The organism is Aestuariivivens marinum, from assembly GCF_022662175.1.
GTDB classification, from domain to species: domain Bacteria; phylum Bacteroidota; class Bacteroidia; order Flavobacteriales; family Flavobacteriaceae; genus Aestuariivivens; species Aestuariivivens marinum.
The window spans coordinates 462,096-487,758 of record NZ_JAKMCR010000001.1 but is presented as its reverse complement, the minus strand read 5'-3'; the positions used below and the strand labels follow the sequence as shown (position 1 = coordinate 487,758).

At 35.3% G+C, this 25,663-nt stretch carries 21 protein-coding genes; 10 read left to right on the top strand and 11 right to left on the bottom strand.

Annotated features, from left to right (window positions below):
- The first annotated feature begins 351 nt into the window (after positions 1-351).
- The gene (locus MR053_RS02040) at positions 352-1,797 is read left to right on the top strand and encodes a DUF6973 domain-containing protein (RefSeq protein WP_242130823.1); all 1,446 of its coding nucleotides are present in this window, start codon (positions 352-354) and stop codon (positions 1,795-1,797) included.
- Complete coding sequence (locus tag MR053_RS02035; RefSeq protein ID WP_242130822.1) at positions 1,794-2,153, top strand: hypothetical protein; 360 nt, start codon at positions 1,794-1,796, stop codon at positions 2,151-2,153. The genes MR053_RS02040 and MR053_RS02035 overlap by 4 nt, the downstream gene beginning before the upstream one ends.
- A gap of 33 nt (positions 2,154-2,186) precedes the next feature.
- On the opposite strand, the gene MR053_RS02030 is transcribed toward MR053_RS02035, so the two are convergent.
- From MR053_RS02030 to MR053_RS02020, 3 genes are read right to left on the bottom strand one after another with little or no spacing between them, the layout of a single operon-like run.
- Positions 2,187-2,792: an FAD-dependent oxidoreductase gene (locus MR053_RS02030; RefSeq protein ID WP_242130821.1), complete on the bottom strand. Its 606-nt coding sequence runs from the start codon at positions 2,790-2,792 to the stop codon at positions 2,187-2,189.
- Positions 2,792-2,995 (bottom strand): hypothetical protein, encoded by a 204-nt coding sequence (locus MR053_RS02025; RefSeq protein WP_242130820.1) that lies wholly within the window; start codon positions 2,993-2,995, stop codon positions 2,792-2,794. Before MR053_RS02025 ends, MR053_RS02030 begins: the two co-directional genes overlap by 1 nt.
- 34 nt (positions 2,996-3,029) lie before the next feature.
- The gene (locus tag MR053_RS02020; RefSeq protein ID WP_242130819.1) at positions 3,030-3,611 is read right to left on the bottom strand and encodes a MarC family protein; all 582 of its coding nucleotides are present in this window, start codon (positions 3,609-3,611) and stop codon (positions 3,030-3,032) included.
- A 101-nt stretch (positions 3,612-3,712) separates the two neighbouring features.
- Here MR053_RS02020 and MR053_RS02015 point away from each other — a divergent pair, with 101 nt between their 5' ends.
- From MR053_RS02015 to MR053_RS01995, 5 genes are all read left to right on the top strand, one after another.
- Positions 3,713-4,276, top strand: a complete 564-nt coding sequence (locus tag MR053_RS02015) for a DUF3109 family protein (RefSeq protein ID WP_242130818.1) — start codon at positions 3,713-3,715, stop codon at positions 4,274-4,276.
- Positions 4,277-4,567: 291 nt separating this feature from the next.
- Positions 4,568-5,548: a ribonucleotide-diphosphate reductase subunit beta gene (locus tag MR053_RS02010; protein ID WP_242130817.1), complete on the top strand. Its 981-nt coding sequence runs from the start codon at positions 4,568-4,570 to the stop codon at positions 5,546-5,548.
- A 190-nt stretch (positions 5,549-5,738) separates the two neighbouring features.
- Positions 5,739-8,228, top strand: a complete 2,490-nt coding sequence (locus tag MR053_RS02005) for a ribonucleoside-diphosphate reductase subunit alpha (protein ID WP_242130816.1) — start codon at positions 5,739-5,741, stop codon at positions 8,226-8,228.
- 108 nt (positions 8,229-8,336) lie between these two features.
- The gene (locus MR053_RS02000; protein WP_242130815.1) at positions 8,337-8,861 is read left to right on the top strand and encodes an RDD family protein; all 525 of its coding nucleotides are present in this window, start codon (positions 8,337-8,339) and stop codon (positions 8,859-8,861) included.
- A 13-nt stretch (positions 8,862-8,874) separates the two neighbouring features.
- Positions 8,875-10,641, top strand: coding sequence for a Na/Pi cotransporter family protein (locus MR053_RS01995; protein ID WP_242130814.1), 1,767 nt, complete (start codon positions 8,875-8,877; stop codon positions 10,639-10,641).
- A 64-nt stretch (positions 10,642-10,705) separates the two neighbouring features.
- Here the strand turns inward: MR053_RS01995 and MR053_RS01990 are convergent, their stop codons facing one another.
- Together MR053_RS01990 and MR053_RS01985 are read right to left on the bottom strand one after the other, a co-directional pair.
- Positions 10,706-12,994 carry an inorganic phosphate transporter gene (locus tag MR053_RS01990; RefSeq protein ID WP_242130813.1) on the bottom strand — a complete coding sequence of 763 codons (2,289 nt, stop codon included), beginning with the start codon at positions 12,992-12,994 and terminating at the stop codon, positions 10,706-10,708.
- Between the two features lie 73 nt (positions 12,995-13,067).
- A complete protein-coding gene (locus tag MR053_RS01985; protein ID WP_242130812.1) occupies positions 13,068-14,273 on the bottom strand; it encodes a porin in 1,206 nt (401 codons plus the stop codon).
- Positions 14,274-14,658: 385 nt separating this feature from the next.
- Here MR053_RS01985 and MR053_RS01980 point away from each other — a divergent pair, with 385 nt between their 5' ends.
- Entirely contained in the window at positions 14,659-14,979 is a 321-nt protein-coding gene (locus MR053_RS01980) for a toxin-antitoxin system YwqK family antitoxin (protein ID WP_242130811.1), read from the top strand.
- Between the two features lie 76 nt (positions 14,980-15,055).
- Here the strand turns inward: MR053_RS01980 and MR053_RS01975 are convergent, their stop codons facing one another.
- The 3 genes from MR053_RS01975 to MR053_RS01965 form a co-directional block, all read right to left on the bottom strand.
- Positions 15,056-16,273, bottom strand: a complete 1,218-nt coding sequence (locus MR053_RS01975; RefSeq protein ID WP_242130810.1) for a multidrug transporter — start codon at positions 16,271-16,273, stop codon at positions 15,056-15,058.
- Between the two features lie 43 nt (positions 16,274-16,316).
- The gene (locus MR053_RS01970) at positions 16,317-19,160 is read right to left on the bottom strand and encodes a TonB-dependent receptor (RefSeq protein ID WP_242130809.1); all 2,844 of its coding nucleotides are present in this window, start codon (positions 19,158-19,160) and stop codon (positions 16,317-16,319) included.
- A gap of 275 nt (positions 19,161-19,435) precedes the next feature.
- Positions 19,436-19,825 (bottom strand): carboxypeptidase-like regulatory domain-containing protein, encoded by a 390-nt coding sequence (locus tag MR053_RS01965; protein ID WP_242130808.1) that lies wholly within the window; start codon positions 19,823-19,825, stop codon positions 19,436-19,438.
- Positions 19,826-19,986: 161 nt separating this feature from the next.
- Here MR053_RS01965 and MR053_RS01960 point away from each other — a divergent pair, with 161 nt between their 5' ends.
- The gene (locus MR053_RS01960; protein ID WP_242130807.1) at positions 19,987-21,330 is read left to right on the top strand and encodes a deoxyguanosinetriphosphate triphosphohydrolase; all 1,344 of its coding nucleotides are present in this window, start codon (positions 19,987-19,989) and stop codon (positions 21,328-21,330) included.
- A 19-nt stretch (positions 21,331-21,349) separates the two neighbouring features.
- Here the strand turns inward: MR053_RS01960 and dxs are convergent, their stop codons facing one another.
- On the bottom strand, positions 21,350-23,104 hold the full coding sequence (dxs, locus tag MR053_RS01955; RefSeq protein ID WP_242130806.1) for a 1-deoxy-D-xylulose-5-phosphate synthase: 1,755 nt from the start codon (positions 23,102-23,104) through the stop codon (positions 21,350-21,352).
- Between the two features lie 38 nt (positions 23,105-23,142).
- Here dxs and MR053_RS01950 point away from each other — a divergent pair, with 38 nt between their 5' ends.
- Positions 23,143-23,592 (top strand): nucleoside deaminase, encoded by a 450-nt coding sequence (locus MR053_RS01950; RefSeq protein ID WP_242131774.1) that lies wholly within the window; start codon positions 23,143-23,145, stop codon positions 23,590-23,592.
- A 42-nt stretch (positions 23,593-23,634) separates the two neighbouring features.
- Here MR053_RS01950 and MR053_RS01945 read toward each other — a convergent pair whose 3' ends face one another.
- Positions 23,635-23,871 carry a hypothetical protein gene (locus tag MR053_RS01945; RefSeq protein ID WP_242130805.1) on the bottom strand — a complete coding sequence of 79 codons (237 nt, stop codon included), beginning with the start codon at positions 23,869-23,871 and terminating at the stop codon, positions 23,635-23,637.
- Between the two features lie 10 nt (positions 23,872-23,881).
- The gene (locus tag MR053_RS01940; protein ID WP_242130804.1) at positions 23,882-25,663 is read right to left on the bottom strand and encodes a chloride channel protein; all 1,782 of its coding nucleotides are present in this window, start codon (positions 25,661-25,663) and stop codon (positions 23,882-23,884) included.

Here is a 25,663-nt window from a genome sequence, read left to right as displayed (position 1 = left end):
CATTTTTATCTAGAATTTTGTCCAAAACATAACTTTTACGGTTTTCCCACAGCAGAATTTTAAAGATTTCGACAAAACGCACAAAAAAACGGAAGTTTTGTTTACACTGTATAGGAAAAGACATAGATTTAAAGGTAATAATTCCTGACAGATCTTTTGGTTGGGAAGAACAAAACCATAATTTTTAAATCCGTCCAGAAATGAAATTTAATTTTACCTCAGACCTCAGACCTCAGACCTCAGACCTCAGACCTCAGGCTTAAGCTTTTAATATTAGCAATTTTATGTTTTCCTTTGGTGAACTGTGATAGGGAACGTAATTTTAAGCAGGAGAGCCAGGGCAATATAAGGATGGAACATATAAGCTTTGACGAATTACAAAATAGAATTGGTTCTACCAAGGCCTTTTCAAAAAGCGAATCTTATATAAAGACAGGAAAATCACAAACTTCAACTAAAGCTACAGACGATGACAGGTATGAGTTACTTACAGATGAGGTCCTCATGATAGACCTTGAAGAATCAACCCATTTTACACTTAAGTTGATTGATAACCAATCGGAGTTAATTAGTGAGTTTTACAATTTTATTTTTACCCTGGATAAAGCAACTAACCATGTGTCCTCACAAATTGTCAGGTATATTCCTAATAAAGACTGGCTTAACGACCCTAGCCAGCCCTATAATGGGTATATTAAAATGCTGGATAGCGAAATATTTACATTGGATGCTATTAGTAAGACAAGTTCAGTGAGTAAATCTACCGTTGATACATATTTGTGTATAGATAATGTCTTTTATTATTGGAGATGCAATGCGGATAACCCACACTCCCCAGAGGATTATGTGCCGGGAGGGGCTTGTCGAGTTGGAGGAAATACTTTGTATATCAATTTCACTTGGACATTTTGTACGACAGATAGTGATTTAGAGGGCGTTGAAGACAGTGGTTTTCATACAATATATGACCCGTATAATACTGGAGATACTAGTGGCGGTGGTGGAGGCACAGCTACAGTGCCAGAGTTGCCACAGGAGACCATAGACAAGCTTGAGGCTTTGGAGAAAATGGTGCAAACATTAAGGTTAAATGATGATGAAGTGGATTTTTTATATAGAAATTATAGATTATTTGGGGATATAGATAGATTTCTTAGACAAGATAAGATAGATAACGGAGGCGAAGAAAATACCATTGAAGCGATTAGGTTTGCTAATGATGTGATTGATGCTATAAAGTCAAATGATTTTACAGCTTTATTTTTGTTAGATGTGTTTACTCAAGATCCATATGATGTATGGATGAATCAACTCAATGCTCAAGAAAAGGACATCATAAAAAATCATCCATTTAAGGCATATAGAATTTTTAAAAATAGAACAATTGCAGAAACAGAGACAGTTGTTAGGTTTGGAGTTAATGGGTTAAATGATAAGTCTGATGCCTTCAGACATGCATTTTTTCAAGCAATAAATTCACATTATGTTGGTGTGAGTGTTTCTGGAGATCTAGCAGACGCACATGAGAGCGAAGTCCCGACAAGATGGATATTAGAAAAGGAAATGGACTTGTTTAATAATGAATATGGTTTAGTTATTGGGAGCGAAAATCGAAGCGCTAGTAATCAGACGATTTCAAATTTAATTTATCAAGCAGTAACAAATGGAGATTTATTATATTTATCTCCAATTAACTACTCGGATCCTAATTTTTTGGATAATCCAAATACAACTGAATTAGGAGACGGAACACATGGAATAAGTCCTTCAACTTTAAAAATTCCAACAAATCAATGAGAAATTATAAAGCACGCTTAATTTGTTCGATGTTATTTGTGATTATGTCATGTCAATATGGAGTAAATTTTAATATTGAAAACAAAACGCCTAATAATATTGATTCATTAATAATCTCAAATGGATTTAATTCGATTAAACTTTTAGACATTGAATTAAATGCAGAAAAACAAGGGTTTCTTGATTTCAATAAAGAAAACCCAAATCTTGATGGGAGTTTTTATATTGAAATATTTTCAAAAGAATCTATTAGAAAAAAAGGTTTTGGTTATTATTCTAATGGCGGACCAAGCAATTCGTGTTTTAATATAAAGATTGAAAAAGACACAATAATAATCAAAGAAATATTTGATTAAAACAAAGCCCTTTACTTACAAAGGGCTTTCTAATTATTTAATTTTATCATGAACCTTAGTATGCCTACCATCATTCCAAAGCGTTAAAATATCGGTAGCGACATGGGCCCCGCTGCCTGAGGCTATAGCGAATTGACTCCGCCAACCCGCTAATGTACCCGCTACATACAGATTATCTTCAATTATATGGTTAGTGTTTTTTAACCAAATGCGATTTTTTTCAATAGCAGCCCTTGGATGAGGTGCTATATAGCGTTCAAGTCCTTTAATACGCATTAAATTGGTATAGCCCACAGCTATTACAACTATTTTGGAATGGTATAAATTTTTATTTGTTCTTACAGAAAAAGTACCGTTCGTCTTTGAGATTTCCAGAACCTTTTCTTTGTCGATTTGCTGCACATGGGAGTATAATGTGGTCAATTGTGATTTACCACTTTCTAGAATGGAAGCACCTGTGGTGCCTGGGGCAAGCCCCAATACATTATTGAACAGCGCGTCTTGTAAGTGTGATGCTTTTTGGTGAGCTATAATACCAATGCGTTTGTCTTTCGCAAAAGGTTTGTCTTTCGCTGAACCCAAAACCAAGGCACATGATAAACCTGCCGCGCCACCTCCAATAATTAGCACATCGAACATCACTTTTTTTGCTTTACTTTTTCTTCAATGCGTTTCGAAGTCTTTAAAATAAGCATCAAAACAATGGCGCACAATGCCGCCAATATAGTTATTAGTGCTACAATGCTATCGCTTTCAAAAGGGGCGTTAAAATTTATTTTAGTGGCATTAAAAACCATTAAAATTAAAGCGATTATAATAACAAAGGTTGAAACAAATTTCATATGTTAAGTTAAAAAATTAGTCATGAATGTTTCATTAATTGAAAAGGATTTTAATATTGTGGGCAAAGAGTTTAACGGCGATGGCCAATAAAACCACGCCAAAAACTTTACGAATAATATTGATGCCATTAACACCCAAAAAGCGTTCAATTTTAGATGAGGTTTTTAGGACTACATATATCAAAATAACATTTAATATAATGGCTAGAATAATGTTTTCAACCCTAAATTCAGCACGTAACGATAATAAGGTGGTTAAGCTGCCCGGTCCAGCTATTAAAGGAAACGCCAATGGAAACACAGAGGCCGTTAATGGGTTGGTACTTTCTTCTTTGTAAAGTGTAATGCCCAAAATCATTTCCAGAGCAATAAAAAACAAAATAAAGGCACCAGCTACAGCAAAGGAGTTAACATCAATGCCTATAAGGTTTAAAATGCTTTTTCCTAAGAAAAGGAACAATGTCATAATAATACCCGCGATAATCGATGCCTTTTCACTTTGTATATGCCCCACTTTTTTACGCAAATCGATAACAATGGGAATATTGCCAACTATATCTATTACGGCAAAGAGGACCATAAAAGCTGTAAAGATTTCTTTTAAGTTTAGTTGCATGGCTTTACGATTAAAATGCGATGCAAAGGTCTATATTAATTGTCAAATAACAAGACCAAAAAATATAAACTTTATCTATTTTTGCTACAATTAAGAGCGTTATGTTTCAGTTAGGAAAAACCATAGTTTCAGAAGATATTATTGAGAAGGACTTTGTTTGTAATCTGTCGGCCTGTAAAGGGGCCTGTTGTATAGATGGCGATGCAGGTGCACCATTGGAGCAGGAAGAAACTAAAATTCTTGAGACAATTTACCCTAAGGTGAAACCTTTTTTAAGGCAGAAAGGTATAGAGGCTATTGAAAGCCAAGGCGTGTTCATTACAACTGAGGATGGTGAATTAGAAACGCCTTTAATTAATGGAGCCGATTGCGCCTATGTTATTTTTGATAAAAACAACGTGGCGCTTTGTGCAATTGAAGAAGCGTACAATCAAGGAGAGATTTCTTGGAAAAAACCAGTGTCATGCCATTTATATCCCATAAGAGTAAAAGATTATACCGAATTTTCAGCAGTAAATTATCATAGATGGCAAGTTTGTGATGATGCTTGTACTTTAGGAAAGGAACTTCAGGTTCCTGTTTATAAATTTGTAAAAGAAGCCCTTATTAGGAAATTTGGAACGGATTGGTATGATGAACTGGAAAAGGTTGCTAAAACTTTTTAACAGGATTAGGAAAATAGCTTTAAACCGCCCATTTTACTAAGCTTTCTTGACTTTTCAAGTAAAAATTTTTGTCAACTTTTTCAAAATCAAAAAAAGTTAAAATACTGTAAATCAAATTTTTAACTAAATTTTTATGTAAACTTCTGTTTCTCAACACTTTTTTTATTTGTTAAAAACTTGTTGAAAAGGTTTCTGCATTTTTTAAAAAAAATATCAATCATTTTACAATCTTTGTTAACCTCAAATCATCACAAATTTTCGTTCAATTTTTATAAAAATACCATTTTAGTAATGTCACAAGCAGTAGAGCCTATTCTTCAAGAAAATAAAGATCGTTTTGTAATTTTTCCAATTCAACATCATGATATTTGGGAATGGTACAAAAAACAGGAGGCTAGTTTTTGGACTGCAGAAGAGATAGATTTACACCAGGATATTACAGATTGGGCAACCAAATTAAACGATGACGAACGTTATTTTATAAAGCATATTTTAGCATTTTTTGCAGCCAGTGATGGTATCGTAAACGAAAATTTAGCTGAAAATTTTGTTAGTGAGGTGCAATATAGTGAAGCCAAGTTTTTTTACGGCTTTCAAATTATGATGGAGAATATCCATTCCGAAGTGTATTCACTGCTTATAGATACCTATGTTAAAGATGAGAAAGAAAAAGATATTCTTTTTAAGGCCATAGAAAATTTCCCGGCAATTAAGGAAAAAGCGGAATGGGCATTAAAGTGGATTGAGTCTCCGAGTTTTGCTGAACGCTTAATTGCTTTTGCAGCAGTTGAAGGCATCTTTTTCTCTGGAAGTTTCTGCTCCATTTTTTGGTTGAAAAAACGTGGTCTTATGCCAGGATTAACATTCTCCAATGAACTTATTTCAAGAGATGAGGGGTTACATTGCGATTTCGCTGTGCATCTACATAATAACCATATCGTAAATAAGGTGCCTAAAGCCCGAATAACCGATATTATTACAAATGCATTGGATATTGAACGTGGTTTTATAACAGAATCCCTGCCTGTTAGCTTAATAGGAATGAACGCTAAGTTAATGACACAATATCTTGAATTTGTAACCGACAGATTATTGGTAGAGTTTGGATGTGATAAAGTCTACAATGCTACTAATCCGTTTGACTTTATGGATATGATTTCATTGCAAGGGAAAACCAATTTCTTTGAAAAACGGGTGTCGGAATATCAAAAAGCGGGTGTTCTCAATAAAGAAGATAGCGAGAACAAGTTTAGCTTCGATGAAGATTTCTAGGAAAATTCTAAAAGAAGGAACAAAAAATGTCGTCGTCCTTTTAAATTCTTAAAGGGAAACGATCTCAACCATAAGTAATTATTTTAATTAACTGATTTTGAAACTAATTAACCGTTGGTTTTAAAATGAGAACAACTAACTAACCATTTTTCTGAAGGTGTATCAGGAAAACCTAAAAAACGTGTAAAAAATGTATGTAGTAAAAAGAGACGGAAGAAAAGAACAGGTCATGTTCGATAAAATCACCGCAAGGGTGAGAAAATTGTGCTATGGATTAAACGAATTGGTCGATCCATTACGTGTTACCATGCGGGTAATTGAAGGCTTGTATGATGGCGTAACGACCAGTGAATTGGATAATTTGGCGGCAGAGATAGCAGCGACTATGACAACGGCCCACCCTGATTATGCACGTTTAGCAGCACGAATATCGGTCTCTAACCTACATAAAAATACGAAGAAGACCTTTAGCGAGGTCATGCACGACCTCTATACTTATGTAAATCCAAGAACAGGCAAGGATGCTCCTTTACTTTCCGATGAAGTGTATAATGTCATAATGGAGCACAAAGACCGTTTGGACTCTACTATTATTTATAACCGCGATTTTGGTTATGACTATTTTGGGTTTAAAACCTTGGAGCGTTCTTATTTATTGAAGCTTAATGGAAACATTGCAGAACGTCCACAACACATGCTCATGCGTGTTTCGGTTGGCATTCATTTGAATGATATTGAAGCAGCGATTGAAACGTATGAGTTAATGTCTAAAAAATATTTTACACACGCTACACCAACATTGTTCAATTCTGGTACACCAAAGCCTCAAATGTCCTCATGTTTCTTGTTAACCATGAAAGAAGATAGCATCGATGGCATTTATGACACGTTGAAACAAACAGCTAAAATCTCCCAATCTGCTGGAGGAATTGGTTTGGCAATGCATAATATCCGCGCTACAGGAAGTTATATTGCTGGTACCAATGGCACCAGTAATGGTATTGTGCCTATGCTTCGTGTGTTTAACGACACGGCACGTTATGTAGATCAAGGTGGAGGTAAGCGTAAAGGGAGCTTTGCGGTGTACATAGAACCTTGGCATGCCGATATTTTTGATTTTCTGGAGTTGAAGAAAAACCATGGAAAAGAAGAAATGCGTGCACGCGATTTATTCTACGCCATGTGGATCCCAGATTTGTTTATGAAACGTGTACAGGAAGATGGCAACTGGACCCTAATGTGTCCTAATGAATGTCCTGGTCTACCTGAAACCCATAGTGAAGAATTTGAAGCCCTCTACACCAAGTATGAAGCTGAAGGCTTGGGAAGAAAGACCGTTAAGGCCCGTGAACTTTGGGAAAAGATTTTAGAATCCCAAATAGAAACTGGCACACCGTACATGCTATACAAGGATTCTGCAAACCGTAAATCCAACCAGAAAAATTTGGGAACCATTCGTTCTTCCAACTTATGCACCGAGATCTTGGAATATACATCACCAGATGAGGTGGCCGTTTGTAACTTAGCATCTATAGCCTTGCCTATGTTTGTAAAAAATGGTGAGTTCGACCATAAAGAACTGTTCCGTATTACAAAGCGTGTTACTAAAAACTTAAATAGGGTAATAGACAGGAACTATTACCCGGTACCAGAAGCTAAAAACTCCAACATGCGCCACCGTCCTATAGGTTTAGGGGTACAAGGTTTGGCCGATACCTTTATTCAATTACGTTTACCTTTTACAAGTGATGAAGCCAAGCAATTGAATCAGGATATTTTTGAAACGCTTTATTACGCCGCAGTAACGGCCAGTATGGAAGAAGCTAAAGCAGATGGACCTTATCAAACCTATAAAGGGTCTCCTATAAGCAAGGGTGAATTCCAACACAATCTTTGGGGCTTAAAGGATGAAGAATTAAGTGGTAATTGGGATTGGGCAAAATTACGCAAGCAGGTACTTAAGCATGGTGTGCGCAACTCCTTGTTAGTTGCGCCAATGCCAACAGCATCAACGTCTCAAATATTAGGAAATAATGAATGTTTTGAGCCTTATACATCAAACATTTATACCCGCCGTGTACTATCAGGTGAATTTATTGTGGTGAATAAACACCTGTTGGAAGATCTTGTAGAATTAGGCCTTTGGAATGAAAGTTTAAAACAGGATATCATGAGGGCCAACGGGTCCATACAAAACATTGATGTTATTCCTCAGGACATTAAAGAGCTATACAGAACAGTTTGGGAATTAAGCATGAAGGATATTATCGATATGTCCCGTCAACGCGGCTATTTTATAGACCAGTCACAATCGCTTAACCTCTTTATGGAAGGTGCGACCATGGCAAAGCTTACCTCAATGCATTTTTATGCATGGAAGAGTGGCTTAAAAACGGGTATGTATTACTTAAGGACCAAGAGTGCTGTTGACGCCATTAAGTTCACCTTACAGACTACCAAAAAAGAAGAACCAACGGCAGAAGTTGTTGAGGTGAAAACGGTTTCAGTAGAGCAAGAAGAAGCTAATAAAAAGAAGTTAGCCGCACAGAATGCCGCTAAATTTGCAAAGCAAGGCACAAAGCCAATAGAAGTTGAACCCATGAGTGCCGAAGAGATGAAAGCGCTTATAGCACAAGCTAAAGCTGGTCAAGGCGACGATTGCCTTATGTGCGGATCTTAAATCTAAACATGAACACCAGAAGTTTTAAAGTGTTAAACAAGAGCATCCGTATTTCGGATGCTTTTTTTTATAATTAATACTATATTTATACAATTTAAAATGATTAATATGTCGAACCAAGAATTTACAGTTACGCCAGATTTATATGCATCGAGGGGGAATAGATTTGCCAATTTTATTATTGATAAAATAGTATTTTATGCCCTAATATTAGGTTTAAGCTTTCTTGCAGGAATGATTGTTTATTCTTTTTTTACAGATACAACGACTTTTGATAAATTTTTATATGAGTTAGAAAACATAGGTGATCTCATGGACAGATTGATAACGAGCATAATATTTGCCGTTTTTTATATGATTTCTGAAATTTTACTTAAAGGAAAGACTATAGGAAAGTATATAACAAAAACAGTCGTGGTCATGGAAGATGGATCAAAACCAAAGGCGTCTGATATTATTTTAAGAAGCTTATGTAGGTTAATTCCTTTTGAAGCACTTTCTTTTTTAGGAGCTGAAGCTAGGGGTTGGCACGATACATTATCGAAAACATTTGTGGTTGATATTTCCAGGCTTGAAGCCAAGAAAAAAACACATAGTGAATTGGATCAAATAGGAGTTTCCTTAAATATTTGATTCAATGGGTGTTATGATTAAAAGATTATTATTTTACTTCCTTTTAATTCTATTAGGAATTCTACTCTATCAAAACCCAAATTTTAAGACCATTTCAGCAGGTATTGCCATTTTATTGTTTGGTATGATTATGTTGGAAGAGGGCTTTAAGGTATTTACAAAAGGCCCCTTGCAAAACATTTTAAAATCGGCAACCAACAAGCTCTATAAGAGCATTACGACTGGGGCTATGGTTACAGCTTTAATACAGTCCAGTTCTTTGGTTTCAGTTATCACTATTTCTTTTATTAGTGCGGGGTTAATTTCTTTGGCTGGAGGTTTGGGATTGATTTTTGGTGCGAACATTGGTACAACAGCAACAGCTTGGTTGGTAGCAGGTTTTGGGCTTAAAGTTAAAATTTCTGCATTAGCATTACCCATGCTGGTCTTCGGTATTATTTTTTCATTCCAAAAGAAAGTATCGCTTAAAGGTATTGGTAATGTTCTAGCAGGCTTGGGTTTTTTCTTCTTGGGAATCCATTATATGAAAGAAGGATTCGATGTGTTTAAGGAATACATCGATTTGTCACAATATGCCGTACCAGGTTTTTTTGGAGTTGTTGTGTACACCGGATTGGGTATAGTCATTACCACAATTTTACAGTCCAGTAGTGCTACCTTAGCCTTAATTTTAACAGCATTGGCAGCAGGGCAAATAGAATACGAGAACGCCTTGGCCTTGGCTATTGGGGCTAATGTAGGTACAACCATAACGGCGGTATTAGGAGCTATTGGCTCTAATAGTGCAGGGAAGCGTTTGGCTTTAGCCCATTTTATATTTAATATGGTTACGGGATTGGTGGCTATTGTCTTTATTTACCCTTTGGCAAAACTAGTTAATAATGCGTCGGATTTTTTACATATTGCTAACACAAATTATACATTAAAACTAGCGTTGTTCCACACCATATTTAATATTGTTGGGGTTATTTTGATGATTCCCTTTATTAAAAAACTGGAGCGTATTTTATTGCGGTTTTATAAAGAAAGGAGCGATAAGGATATTGATGAGCCTAAATATTTAAACCCTGCCGTATTACAATTTCCAGGAGCAGCGATTTCTGCTTTAATTAAGGAGTCTAAGTTTCTATACCAAAATAGTGTTTTTGAAATTGTTACCCATGCACTAAATATTCACAGGGAAGATGTGAAATCAGACAAGAAATTAAAAACCGTTATACAGGACTCACAAACTGATTTTCATACCAATGTTGAAGACCTCTATTATACCAAGGTAAAATCCATTTATAGTGAAATAATAAGATACGCCAGTACTGTACAAAGTACTTTAACCCTTAATAATAAGCAAAACAAAGCCATAACAGATATAAAGATTGCTAACCGAAAAATGGTTGAAACCATTAAAGATGCCCGTGAGTTAAATAAAAATATTACCTATGCTTTGAGTCAAGGGAATGACTATTTGACCAAGGAATATGATAGCTATAGAAAAAAGTTGGTCAAGGTACTCCGGGTTATTTATTTGTTTAGAAAGGAAGAAGATGCTATAGTGTATGAGGAGAAACTTAAAGATTTAAAAAAAGAGGCGAAAGCCAATATTAAGCACAGTAACAAATCCATTGATAAACTCATTCGTAAAAACTTAATCACTGCCGAAATGGCTTCATCCTTATTTAACGATTACGCCAATGTAAGCGATATGATTAAAAAACTAATTGAGGTTGCGGAATTGCTTTATGGTAAAAAGGATAGTTTGTTTGAGGATAATGGTTACGATTAAGTTATAACTATAAACAAGAAAGCACCTAAAATGGTGCTTTCTAATAGATAGTATAAAAATTATTTTACGCCTCTTCCTTGTTTTCTGGAGTTAATTTAGCAGGTTTAACTGAAGCGTCATGGGCATCATGGTATTCCTCCAAAAGACTCATTGTAGCTTTGAGTAAATCTTTAGTTTCTAACAATAAGCCAAAGTAAAGGGTCGTGTTTTTAGGACTGGACTCTTCGGTACGGGTACGTTCTACCTGTTTTTGTATTTTTTCAGAAACCACTTTAAATATATTTTTTTCCCTATTTAAAATATTTCCTATTTGTTCAAATGAACGTGATTCAAAAGCGTCCTTAATTTCATTTAGTAGCTGTTCTAGTGAACCATCAACTTCTTTTAGTTCCTTAATTTGATTAAATTTTAACTTTTTGTGGTTATTATTGACGTGTTTGTGGCTAGCTTTGGAAATATATTCTAAGGACTGGGTCATATCTTGCAAATAACCTAAAATGTTAATATAAAAATTACTGGCACCAACACTAGATTCATCTAAATTCTTTATAAAATAAAAGATATTGTCTCTTAAGTTATCAACCTCTAATGATAGCTTATCTATCTGCTTTTTGTTCTTTTTAAGCATAGCTAAATCTTGTTTGGCTAAGCCATTAATAGCATTAGAATATATTTTATTGCCTCTTTTAACAACATTAGCAATATTATTTGTGCTTTCATGTATTACACCTTGTAATGAGCTACTTTCAGCATTTTTAAGACTATCTTCACTTTTTGTTAAAGATTTGCTTTTATGTGACAAATAGTTCCTTACCAATAAAATTACAGTTAGAAGTAACAATATTGGAGTCATTACAGCAGGATGCCAATTAATTAAGAAAACAACCAGTCCAGCACCCATAAAAGCAGCAATAGCAGTAAAAAACCATCCACCTATTACATTAAGTACGCCAGCAACTCGATAAACGGCACTATCTGCTCCCCAAGCTCTATCAGCTAAAGAGGTACCCATGGCGACCATAAAGGTTACATAAGTAGTAGATAATGGCAGTTTCATGGTAGTAGCTATGGAAATTAAAACACCGGCTACCATTAGATTAACTGAGGCTCTAATCATATCAAATGCAGGTGCTTCTATACTTTGATCTTTTGTTAATAACAGTGCAGAATCAGGCTTTTGAAAACTTGCGTTAACCTTTTTTTGAGTGGACTTAGGTATAATGACTGTTAATGCATTAGTCAACAATGTTGTCCCCTTGACAATACTACGGGATAATAAGTTTGGTTTAAATTTTTCATGTGTATCACTTTGTCTGGATAGGCTAATCTCTGTTTCTGCAACTGTTTTAGCTTTTTTAGAAAACCATAGTGTAATTACCATAATACCTCCGGCAATAAACAGTAAAAAAGGTTCAGCAGGCATTTTTTTACTAAGAACCCCCATAGTAAAATCAGTAGCTGAAGCTCCAGAAACAGACCAGGCTTCGTAAGAGTGGTAAGCAGCCATAGGAACACCAATAAAGTTTACTAAGTCGTTACCAGAAAAAGCTAGAGCTAAACCAAAAGTACCTACAGCAATAACTATGATAAGAATACTTTTTTTTGTGATTTTTTGATAGGCAAATGATAATAAAGTAAATAATAAAAAACCACAAAGTATTATATATATTTCATTTCCCTCTAAATAGCCTTTTAATTCACTGTAGTAAGGTGTACCTTTTAAACCTTTCATAAAAATAAAATATAAAATAGCTGTTAGAGCTAATCCACCAAAAATAGCTCCAAAATTCTTTATTTTATCAGTATAATGGAATGTAAAAATTAAACGTGAAAACCACTGAACAATAGCACCTATGCTAAAAGCAATAACAACAGAAAGCAAGATGCCACTAATAATTTCAAAAGCTTTTTTAGTATTTATATAGTCACCTAAATCTGCAAATGTTTGGGTATCCGAAGCGCCTATTTTTATTAATGCCATTACAACTGCAGCTCCCAATAAATTAAAAACAATCGAAACAGTAGTTGAAGTAGGCAGCCCTAGGGTATTAAAAAAGTCTAATAAAAGAATGTCCGTTATCATAACTGTCATGAAAATGAGCATAATTTCATGAAAGTTAAACTCTGCCGGAACAAAAATTCCTTTACGGGCTACTTCCATAAGGCCACTAGAATATACAGCTCCTATGAAAATACCTAAACTCGCTACAATCATTATGGTTTTTAAAGAAAGAGCTTTAGAGCCAATAGCCGAGTTTAAAAAGTTAATAGCATCATTACTTACGCCTACAATGATATCTGCAACAGCTAAAATTGTTAAGGCGATCAACATGTATAAATAGATATTATCCATTGGGTTTAATTGTAAAATATCAGCAAATATCATGACTATTATTAATTATATTGTTATCTAATTGTTATTTTTTTTAAAAATGGATATCAAATCCTAACCTAAAAGTAATGTTATCTTTATTTCCATCAACAGTAGTATAGCTAATATCCGATTGTACCTTTAGTTTGTGACCAACTATAAACTTATTAACACCTAAAGTGTATTGCTTTTGTGGTTCGGCTCCAGTAATTGTTTCATAATCTACAGAAGTAAATCGACCTGCTATTTCATAATTGGTTTTAAATAAATAACCAGCTTGAAGGTTTAGGGCATTACCGGTTAATACTACATCTCCAGTAGGGGTAGTACCATCTAATTCTGTTGCGATTTCATTATCAGCTGTTCTTTTGGCGTATTCTCCCATAAATGAAAATCCGTTATATTTAAACATAGCATCTGCAAAAATGGTAGTTTGGTCTGTTTCGTAAAGGGAACCATCAGTTCTCATCATATAATCACCTGCAAAGCCTCTTTCTCTTACAGCCTTTTCATTGTAATTATAAGTAAATCCAGCCATAAGTTTTGGTTTAGCTTCGCGTTTTAAATCAGACTGACTATAATCGCCTTTGGATTTAAACTCACCAAAAGGTAAAAATTCCAAACGACCAGTATACTGCAAGCCTCCTTCGTTACCTTCAGTCACATTTCTACCTTCGCCTTGGGAGATGGCAAATTTTTCACGCATTAAAAAATCACCTCCTAAATTAGTTTTATGACGTAATTGAATCCCTAGATCACGATCAATATTAAAGCGGCTATTTAACAAGGAACGATCTACCAATTGTAGGTTTGCAGAAGATACCACACGTTCCACATTTCCGGGTAACTTGGTTTGTCCTGCCCAAAGTTCCCAATTTCCTGCAAAGTTCCACATGAGTACCGCATCCAAGATGTAACGTGGCGTATTTCTATTAAATTGATTGGCGCCTGAAATATCACGGTTAGATAGACCTAGTTCTATTTTATATTTTAGTTTAGGACTATAAGCAAAACCATCAAATTTCAAACGAGCGCGTCTTACAATAAAGTTGTGCTCAGGGCTTCCATATTGATCACCATCATAATCCCAAGAGGAAATGGATCTCACTTGAAAGCGTGGTGCAAATTTTACACTAAAAGAGCTGTCTTTTGCAGTAAAGTTAATGAGTCCTTTTCCAAAAGAAGTGTCACTGATTTCTTGTGCTTTTATTGATGTAAATGCAAGGATAAAAATACCTAATAGGGTACATTTAGTATTCATAAAGTTAAATTTTAGTTTTTGTCGCTGCAAAGAACCAAAACTAATGTTAACTAAATGTTTCCTAATGGTTAAGTTTATGGATAAAAAAAGACTGCCTTGGCCAAAGGCAGTCTCATTAGGCATCATAATAATGTAGTCGACAAAAACTAATAGATTTTATGATATACTAATTGTTTAGTCTTAAGACTGGCACAAATATCAATGTTTCAGTTAAGTTAAATGTAATGATAATATTAAGTAATCATTAACATTCCAATGTAAACTCATTATTTTCAAGTATCTAAAAATCAAGTATAAATGCTTTAATGTTAATTTAATGTTATGTAAACGTTGCTTTAGTGTTATGTTATTTGTAAATTTGGTATAACATATAAACCTCATAATTATGAAGAAATTATTTTTATTGTTTGCCTTCTTAATTACTGTGGTATCTTTTGCCCAAGACAAGCAAAAGAGAGATTTAAAACTTAACAAAGAAACCAATTTAATTGATGTGGTTTATTATCATGACAATGGTGTGGTAAGCCAAACAGGGTCTTACACATTAGATGGTAAATTACAAGGTGAGTGGTTAAGTTTTAACAAAGAAGGCAAAAAAACGGTTTCGGCAAATTATGATAATGGTAAAAAAGTCGGCAAATGGATTTATTGGATTGACGGAGTAAAAAAGGAAGTCAATTACACTAATAATGTTGCTTCGCTTTAGCGAGCTACAAAAAAGTTAAAAGTAAAAAGCACCCCACCAAAGGCGGGGTGCTTTTTGTTTTTTATTGTATTTGTTTTTAGTTTCCAACGGTCCAACCTGCTCCCCAAGCAGCATAGTCGGTACCTGTACCATTACCATCACCAGTAATAAAATCGGCCTCAGTAAATGTTTCACCAGTATCATTTTTCATTTTTGTAGTAACATCTGTAAAGGTTACGTTGGTAACATCTAAATCACCATTTATAACTCCAGTACCTGTTGGATTATCACTATTTGCACCAACATCTCCATCAAGATCAAAACCTTCTTCAAAACCTTCAATAGCGATGTTGTCAAAAATACCTTGGGTACCTGCTCTTAATCTTACAGCCTCATTTCCGGTTCCAGAACCTAAACCAACAATAGTAACATCCTTTACTGTAGGTTTAGACCAGAATTTTGGATTGGACAAATTTCCTATATCTGTATTGTATCCGTCACACTCAAACCCTTTGTCGTGTTCTGCACCATGTTTTACATAGGCATTGGTGATGCTTCCAGTAAAACCTTCAGTCCAATCGATAGAGTCGTCTTGACAATTAATAACCACAGCATGGTTAACATTTACAGTTCCTCCAAAAAACTCGATACCATCATCGGCACCCTCATAAGCTTGAATATAATCTACAGTTGTTCCTGCGCCTACACCATAAAAGGAGAATCCGTTATTTTCGGAAGAGCCATCTGCAGCACCACCAGAATACTCAACACGTACATAACGAAGCACTCCAGAGCTATCTGCATTATCAGTTCCTCCATAAGGCAAGCTTCCAATTTCTGAAGTAGATGTCGCATTTCCTGTAACTGAATTAATAGGTGCTTTTCCTAATAAAATTAATCCACCCCATTGCCCCGCAGCCGGATTGGCATCTCCTGATGTCATAACAATTGGTTTTGATGCCGTACCATTGGCTATAATTTGTGCGCCCTGAGAAATAGCAATATAGACATCGGCTCCGGTAGCTACTGCTTTTATAGTAACCCCTTCGTTAATAACTAATGTGGCACCTTCAGCCATAATGACGGGTCCGCTAATGGTATAGGTTTTATTAGCTTCTAGAACTAAGTCTGATGAATATTCTGCAGCATTTATTGGAATATCCTCTTCTTCTTCATTTCCACCTGTATTGGTGTTATTGGTAGTATTGTTAACAACACTATTGTCAGTGATATATATATCGGCAGTATCATCTGAGGCACAAGAGTTAAAAAGCAATGCCGTAATTGCCAGTACTAAGAATAAATTATTTTTCATTGTTTCTAGTTTATTAATTTTAATTATCGTTTTTAATTATATGTTAAAAGCTATATTTTAATTGCAAGCCTATATTCATTCCTTTTTTGTAATTTGAAACATCTTTACCATTAGGAGATGTAACTATAATATTTCCTTGGTTAGTTTCCCTTATATATTTTATGGTGGGGTTTAACAGATTTTTGGCAGCAAAATTTATTTCGAATGTTTCTCCTATTTTATTCCTTAAAATGAAATCTAAAGTAGGGATGCCTTTTTCAATAACATTACCCAATTGCCCAGACCCTAGCGCATCAATTCGATCTGAAAAATATGAGAACACCAAAGTAGCAGTTGGGTCGTAGTTGTTAAAGTTGGTAGGGGAATAGTTAATATCTGTATTAATAATTAATGGAGAAGCGCCTTGAAGTTCTTCTTTGTCTTTTACAAAGCTCACATTAAAATTACTTCCTACAATATTACTATAAAGACTTTGCTCAGTATGCATATAGGTAGCATTGATACCAAAGGATAGTTGAGATTCGTCATCTTCATTTGTGATTATATTTTTTCTGATTTCTGCTTCAACACCCATTATTTTAGCTTTATCTCCAGTTCTAAAAAAACGTTGTGTTCCTGTAGCATCAAATGCTACCACTTGGTTTACGGGATCTTCAATTTGTTTGTAGAACGCCCCAAGTGAGATTAACTCCGATTTTGTTACGAACCATTCATATTTTAAATCGAGATTTAAAATTTTGGAATAGGATACGTCTTTAACATTTGTGTATGTTTCTCCAGGCTTTTGTCCTAACAAATCGGGATTACCACCAATACGCTGCGACACACTTTCATAAACAAAAGGCGCAACTTCTTTAAATTCTGGAAGTGAAATAGTCTGACTTGCAGAAAAACGTATGTTATGATCTTCCTTTAAACTGTGTTTGATACTTAAACTTGGTAAGAACAACACATCTGAAGCACTAATATTATCTTTACCGTTTACCCCTAAGTTAATAACGTCGTACTCAATATATTGTTCAAAAGACTCTACGCGAATTCCAGGAATCACCAACCAGTTTTCACCAAACCCAATTTCGGTATTTAAATAACCTGCATAAATGTCCAGTTTTCCTTTATAGGTGTTTTCTGGTTGTCCTGGGCGGTTGGTATTACTAAGGTTTGGATATGGTTTAATAACCTTAATTTCATATGTGCCTTGGTTATCTTTAAGGTTTAAATTATCTAAAGTAAAGAAGCTATTTAGGGCGTTAACATTGGCTATACCACTATTGTCAATAATGTCATAACCATACCTAATATTGTTGAACCTACGTTCCTTAGAACGACCGTTATAACCAATGTTTATTTTAACGGTTTCAAATGGCTTAAAAGCAAGGTTTAAGCGACCATTTAACTCCTCATCCTGAATATCCTGAAAATAACGTTGGTTGTCAAAATCTACATTGCTATAAAATATAGGGTTAGTATTTGGGTCATTATCTAAAGCAAACTGATAGTTCTCAAAACTCAATCTTTTTCTATCCGGTTCGTGGGCATTAACAAAGTTGTGGCCAAAACCCCAATCAATATCAAGCTTGTCAAATTTATGAGTCCCAAGCAATTGATTTACATAAATAAGATTTTCATTAAATTGAATGTTTTGTTGATAAAACCCTTCATCGGTATTTGCGATGGCATCCCTGTTTCTCCCTTTGCCGTCAATACCAAAATAACCTACTTTATCTGAAGAGTTATTTACAAACAATGAATTAATTTTAAAGGTATTGTTGTTGTCCACCTTATAGATAATCGATGCCATGGCAGTAGTTGTGGTGCCATATTCAAATTCTTCCGATGTTTCAAAAGCTTTTTTCTCAACATTGGTGTAGTCTATATTGGAGCCCTTTCTGTATTGAAAGTCATTTTCAAAAGAGCCAGTGCCATAGAAACTTAATTTTGAACCGTTTTTGAAATTGAATGATTTACCGAAGGCTCCTCCAAAACTTGTGTTGATAGGGGTTCCTCCATTTACTGGATCGAAACCGTGGGATATGATTACTGAAAAAGGGTCGTGTTCATATCTGTTGTAAAATCCAAAGTGTCCAGTACCTTCACTTTTTACAAAATCTTTTCCTATAGCATTGGTGTTGATTTCGGTTCCAATACCAAAATCGAAAAAACCGTTGCCGGAGTAATCTTTTGATGATATATTGACATTTCCAGCAGAGAAATCGGCGTAATATTTCGAGGAGTAGGCTTTGCTTATAGAAACATTTTCAATAACATCGGAAGCAAATAAATTTAAATCGATGTTCTTTTTGTTGACATCATTTGATGGTAAAGACAAACCGTTTAGGGTCGTGTTCAAATATCTATCGCCTAGACCACGTACATAGACATTACTAGAGCCTTCTTGTTTGGATACTCCAGATATTTTAGAAACGGCACCAGCAGCATCACCTATGCCTTTTCGAGAAAGCTCTTGTGCCCCGATGCTTTGTTTCATTTCCACAGCCTTTTTCTGTTCCAACAATAAGGCCGTTTCACTTTCCCGTTTGGTTGTTGTCGTTATTACAACTTCATCTAAAGAAGCAGCACTGGCGCCCATTATTACATTAACTTGGGTTATTTTTCCAACAACAACTTCAGTCGGTATTTCTTGGGTTTCATAACCTACAAAGCTAAATTGTAAAATATAGGTTCCAGGTGCTAAACTCTCAAAACCATAAAGGCCATCAAAATCGGAAGTTGTTCCCTTGGTTGTACCTTTAATCAATACATTGGCAAAGGCTAAAGGCTCATTATTGTATTCTTTATCAGTCAATTTTCCAACGATAGACCCAGTGTCTTGAGCGTTTGAAAATGAAACTGTTAACAGTGCTATAAATAGTATAAAATATCTCATTAGTTTTATTATCAATTCTGCTGCAAAGAAACCGCCGTTTTGTAAACCTAATGTTATCTTGAGATTAAAGAACCGTAATAAAAGTGTTAGCTAAATGTTACCTTGTTATGGGTTTCTGTGCTTATTGATTACAATTAATTAACATAGCATTTCAGGGTATTGATAATTAATGCTTACGGGAATTATGGAGATAGAGAATAAAAACTTATTTCTTAAGTTTTGTAACAATTTCAAAAGAAAATATAGTTATGGAAATATTGGAATTAATCCGTTGATTATTGTGCGGATGATTGGTCTGTTTTAGTTTCAGAATCGACACTGGCCAATGTTAATACCAACTCATCCAGAGAGATAGTGCTTGCAGTAAGAGGTAATTTAATTTGGGCTGTTTTTCCAGAAACTACCTTTATTTTAAGTTCTTTATTGTTATAACCCACAAAGCTTGCAAGTAAGGTATAAGTTCCTTCGGTTAGATTGCTAAACTTGAACTCTCCTTTTTCATCTGATATAAACTCGGCTCCAGTTTCTTTTAATTCAACTTTCGCAAATGATAGAGGTTCGTTAACAGATTCTGAATCTAATAAAACACCACTAATAGAACCTGAGTTTTGAGAAAAACATAAGGCTGTAAAAAAGAAAGTTAGAAGTATTAAAAAGGGTCTCATTAGTTCGCTCTAAAATGATAATGCAAATAAACAGGCTTTATATAAGTTTTATGTTAAGTTAACTTTAAAGAACAGTGATTAAAATGTTACGCTAATGTTAACAAGTTTGAGCTCGCTTTTTTGTTGAATTTATTTATATTGCCCAAACATAAATTTATACTATGAACTGGGAGCAGTTATTATCCTTAAAGCGCTTTGGCGATACTAATAAACGTATAAGAAAAGAGCAGGATGAAACCCGATTAGGTTTTGAAGTGGATTACGATCGCATCATTTTTTCTTCGGAATTTAGGAGTTTACAAGATAAAACACAGGTTATACCACTATCTAAAACAGATTTTGTCCATACCCGTTTAACACACAGCTTGGAAGTTAGTGTGGTAGGACGTTCATTGGGAAGAAAGGTAGGGCAAAAATTAATTGAAAAGCATCCGCATTTAAAAAACATTCATGGATATAAAGCCAATGATTTTGGAGCTATTGTTGCCGCCGCTGCCTTGGCTCACGATATTGGTAATCCGCCATTCGGTCATTCGGGGGAAAAAGCTATTGGTGAGTTTTTTAAGAATGGTAAAGGGAAGATGTTTCAAAAGCAATTAACGCTCAAAGAATATCAAGATTTATGTGATTTTGAAGGCAATGCCAACGGATTTAAAATATTAACAGAAAGTAAGGCTGGACGGCATGGAGGTTTGCGATTGAGTTATGCGACCTTGGGGGCTTTCATGAAATACCCGAAGGAGTCGCTTCCCAAAAAGCCAACAAACCATATTGCCGATAAAAAATATGGTTTTTTTCAAAGTGAAAAAGAGATTTTTGCTGATGTAGTTAACGAATTGGGATTGTTGCAGCGCAGTCAAAATGACTTTAGTTATTCACGCCATCCTTTAACCTATTTGGTTGAAGCTGCCGATGATATCTGCTATACCATCATAGATTTTGAAGATGGTATTAATTTGGGGCTGATTCAAGAAGAATTTGCTCTGGAATACCTGTCAAAAATCATTAGAAATACCATAAGACCAGAGAATTATTATGCGCTTTCCACAAAAAAAGATCGTGTTGGTTACTTAAGGGCATTAGCTATAGGTACACTAATCAACGAAGCCGTAGAAATATTTATGGCTAACGAAGAAGCCATTTTAAGTGGTAAATTCGATTGTGCCTTACTTGATAAAAGTACCTATGAAGCACAAATAAGGGATATTATAAAGATAAGTGTCGAAAAAGTTTATCAAAGTAAGGATGTTGTGGAAAAAGAAATTGCGGGATACAGGGTGCTGTCTGATTTATTGAATGTGTTTACAACTGCAATTAACAATACACATGATAATAAAGCATCAAATTACGATAAATTGATTATGCATCTTTTACCAGAAAATTTTAAGGCTATTAATAATTCCTTGTATATCAGGTTATTGTCGGTTTGCAGTTTTGTGTCTAACATGTCCGATAGTTATGCAATTATGTTGTTTAACAAAATTAGAGGGATTAATATTAGTTAACCTTTTTTTGACTATTTGTTTACATTAAACCCTTAAAATAATTTTGTAGACTTTTGGTATCCAGACCAATTGCACTCTGTAATTCATCTACATTACCATGTTCTATAAATACATCTGGAATACCCAAAAGTTTGATTGGGTTTGTGTAGTTGTGCTCTGAGGCAAATTCCAAAACCCCACTACCAAAACCACCTCTAATGGTGCCATCTTCCACTGTAACAATGGATTTGTAAGTGCTAAAAATATAATCTAATAATGTCTCATCCAATGGTTTTACAAAACGCATATCATAGTGCGAGAAATCCAAACTTTGAATAGCTTCAGTAACATTTTTGGCAATGCTGCCTATACTCAAAACAGCCACTTTGTTACCTTTCTTTAATTGAATGCCTTTCCCAATTTCAATCTTAGAAAACGGTTGTTTCCAATTTAGGGTAATTCCTCGGCCACGGGGGTAGCGAATGGCTATCGGTAAATCTAAGCCTAACTGCGCTGTGAACATCATGTTGCGTAATTCCACCTCATTTCTTGGTGCAAAAACGATGAGGTTAGGGATGCATCTTAAATAGGCCAAATCAAAAGTACCATGGTGTGTTGCGCCATCTTCGCCAACCAATCCTGCCCGGTCTAGGCAGAAAACAACGGGAAGTTTTTGTAAGGCCACATCATGGATTACCTGATCGTAAGCACGTTGTAAAAAGGTAGAATAGATATTACAAAAAGGGACTAAACCTTGAGTTGCCATACCTGCGGCCATAGTTACTGCATGTTGTTCGGCAATGCCTACATCAAACGCTCGATCTGGGATTTCGGCCATCATGTATTTTAAGGAACTTCCCGTTGGCATAGCTGGTGTAATGCCTACAATGTTTTTATTTGCTTTGGCTAGTTCAACAATGGTATGCCCAAAAACATCTTGGTATTTAGGTGGCTGCTTCAAGGCAGATTTGGCAAATATTTCACCAGTTTTTGAGTCGAATTTTCCAGGGGCATGGTATTTTACTTGATCTTTTTCGGCTTGTTTTAAGCCTTTTCCCTTTGTCGTGATAACATGTAGGAATTTGGGGCCTTTTACGGTTTTTAAACCTTGCAGCTCAGAAATTAGGGCATTTAAATCATGGCCATCTACAGGGCCAGAATAGTTAAAGTTTAAAGCTTCAAAAATATTATCCTGCTTTTGTGTGCCCTTTTTCACATTGGTTAAATATTGCTTTAGTGCACCAACACTAGGATCTATACCTATGGCATTATCATTTAAAATTACCAACAGATTCGCGTCTGTTACTCCAGCATGGTTGAGCCCTTCAAAAGCCATACCGCTGGCAATACTGGCATCACCAATTACGGCAATATGATGCCTGTTTTCACCCTTAAGTTGTGAAGCGATAGCCATACCCAAAGCGGCCGAAATGGATGTTGAGGCATGTCCTACACCAAACGTATCATATTCACTTTCCTCTCGTTTTGGGAATCCGCTTATACCACCGAGTTGTCTATTGGTATGAAATTGCTCTCGTCTTCCAGTCAATAGCTTATGACCGTACGCTTGGTGCCCTACATCCCAAATAAGTAAATCTTCGGGCGTATTAAACACGTAGTGCAAGGCAATGGTAAGTTCCACAACACCTAAACTAGCACCCAAATGGCCTTCTTTAGTGGCGACAATATTTATAATGAATTCACGAAGCTCTTTGGCAAGTTGGCATAATTGCTCGGGCTTTAGTGAACGCAATTCCTTTGGTGAATTAATATGGTTTAATATTGTTTTTTTCACCTAGCAAAAGTACGAGAATGAAATTGTATTTTTGTGCTATGGAAAATATTTTTGACGACACCTATTTCATGAATAAAGCCTTGCAGGAAGCCGAACTGGCTTTCGATAGGGGCGAGATTCCTGTGGGGGCGGTTATCGTTATCGATAATAAAATTATTGCCAGAGGCCATAATCTCACTGAAACGCTAAACGATGTAACCGCACATGCCGAAATGCAGGCTATTACAGCAGCAGCTAATTTTTTAGGAGGTAAGTACCTTCACAACTGTACGTTATACGTTACTTTAGAACCCTGTCAAATGTGTGCCGGTGCTTTATATTGGAGCCAAATATCGAAAATTGTGTATGGCGCTAGGGACTTAGAGCGTGGGTGTATCCATTTAAAAACAAAACTCCATCCTAAAACAGTGATGCAAGGTGGTGTTTTGGAACAAGAAGCGGGTTCACTTTTAAAGCGTTTTTTTATTGAAAAACGAAATTTGAATTGACCTATATCAGTCTGAACCCGTTTCAGATTCTTGCATAGAAAATCAATACTTCTTTTCTTTTTGGCTTTCTCTCATCTTATCTAGATTTTCTTTAGTGAGCATATAGTCTTTTAAATTTTTGTCTTTCCAACGGTAATAGCCAAACAAAGGAAATACCACTAAAAACAAACCTATAACACCGAAACCAATATATTTTTGGGCATATTCTGAAGCAAAAAAATAACCAAAAAGAATACTTCCTGTCGATGCTAAAAAAAAGATGAATATAAAATACTTCATGATAATATGATTATTGTGTGAAGTTAATCAATTGTCTACGGTACGCCGTTAATAGTTTCGATTTTGATATGTAACCGTAATATTTACCATCTTTAATTACAGGCAAGTTCCATGCGCCAGTAGTTTTAAATTGTTCCATAATATCGTTCATTGAATCATGGTCGTAATCAATAATACCATAATCAGCATGCATTAAACTAGAGGCATCTACTTTGTCATAAAGATTTGCATCAAACATCATGTGTCTTATATCATCTAACCTAATAACGCCTAGAAATTCATGCTTGTCATTGACCACAGGGAAGTGGTTTCTGGAAGATTTTGCAACGGCCTTTTTTAATATTTCGCCTAAAGTCATGTCTGGCTTTAAAATAATAAAATTGGTTTCAATTACTTTGTCAATATCCAAAACCATTAGCACATTTTGATCTTTATTATGGGTGATTAATTCACCACGTTCGGCCAATTTCAATGTGTAAATAGAATGTGATACATAGTATTTTGTAATGGCAAACGAAATGGCAGAAACCAACATTAAAGGGACAAATAATTCATAGCCGCCGGTAATTTCTGCAATAAGGAATATGGCAGTCAATGGGGCATGAAGTACGCCTGCCATTAGACCAGTCATTCCAATTAGGGTAAAATTGGATTCAGATACATGAAAATCGAATCCAATGTTATTGATAATTTTAGCAAAGGCATTACCTAAAGCACTGCCCATAACCAGGGTGGGAATAAATACACCTCCAACACCACCTGCGCCAAATGTAGTAGTCATGGCAATGGCTTTAAAAACTGATATGCCAAGTAATAAGGCTATTACTATCCAGATATTGGAAAGGTCTAAATTAAAAGGAGTAGTGCCAATGGCGGCCAAGTGATCACCTTTTAAAAGGTTGTTCATTATACCATAACCTTCACCATAAAGCGGAGGAATAACATAAAGCATGGTGCCAATGGCAAGTCCGCCAATTAACAAGCGTTTTGCCCGACTTTCAAATTGCTTAAAGAAATTGGTAATAGCAAAAAATACTTTTGAAAAATAAACGGAAGCAAGGGCAGTAACTAATCCTAAAACAATATAGAAAAGAATATCGTTAATTTCAAATTTATCAATCAGTTCAAAGCGCAGCAGAACATCTGTGCCCAAAAAGAAATAGGATGTTATCACTGCCGAAACCGAAGCTAGTAAAAGTGGGACCAAAGAGCCAAAAGCAATATCCAAGCTAAAGATTTCTACGGCAAAAATTATAGCGGCAATGGGCGCTTTAAACATGGATGCCATTGCTCCTGCTGCTGCACAGCCTATTAATAGCATTCGGGTTTTTGTGTTCATATGAAACAACCGGGCGGTGTTAGAACCTAAAGCAGCCCCAACACTTACTGCCGGCCCTTGGAGTCCTACCGATCCACCAAAACCTACTGTTAATGGTGCTGTAATTAAAGCCGCATAGATATTGTATCTGGGAATTATACCATTGAGTTTTGAGATGGCATGTAGCGTTGTAGAAATGCCATGCCCAATGTGTTTTTTTAACCAAGTTTGTTTAATAATATAAACCAATAACAAACCTATTATTGGGAAAATAAAATACATTGAGCTTTGGTAATCCTTAAAAAAATCCAGTTCAAAAAGTAATCTTATAGAGTGGGTTAAGTTTTTTAAGGATACAGTACCAATACCCGCTAAAAAACCTACCAAAATACTTAAAGCGTAAATGAATTGTTGCTCGGAAATATGTTTGTATTTCCAAATTAAAAATTGACGCAATAAACTTTTAAAGGTCAT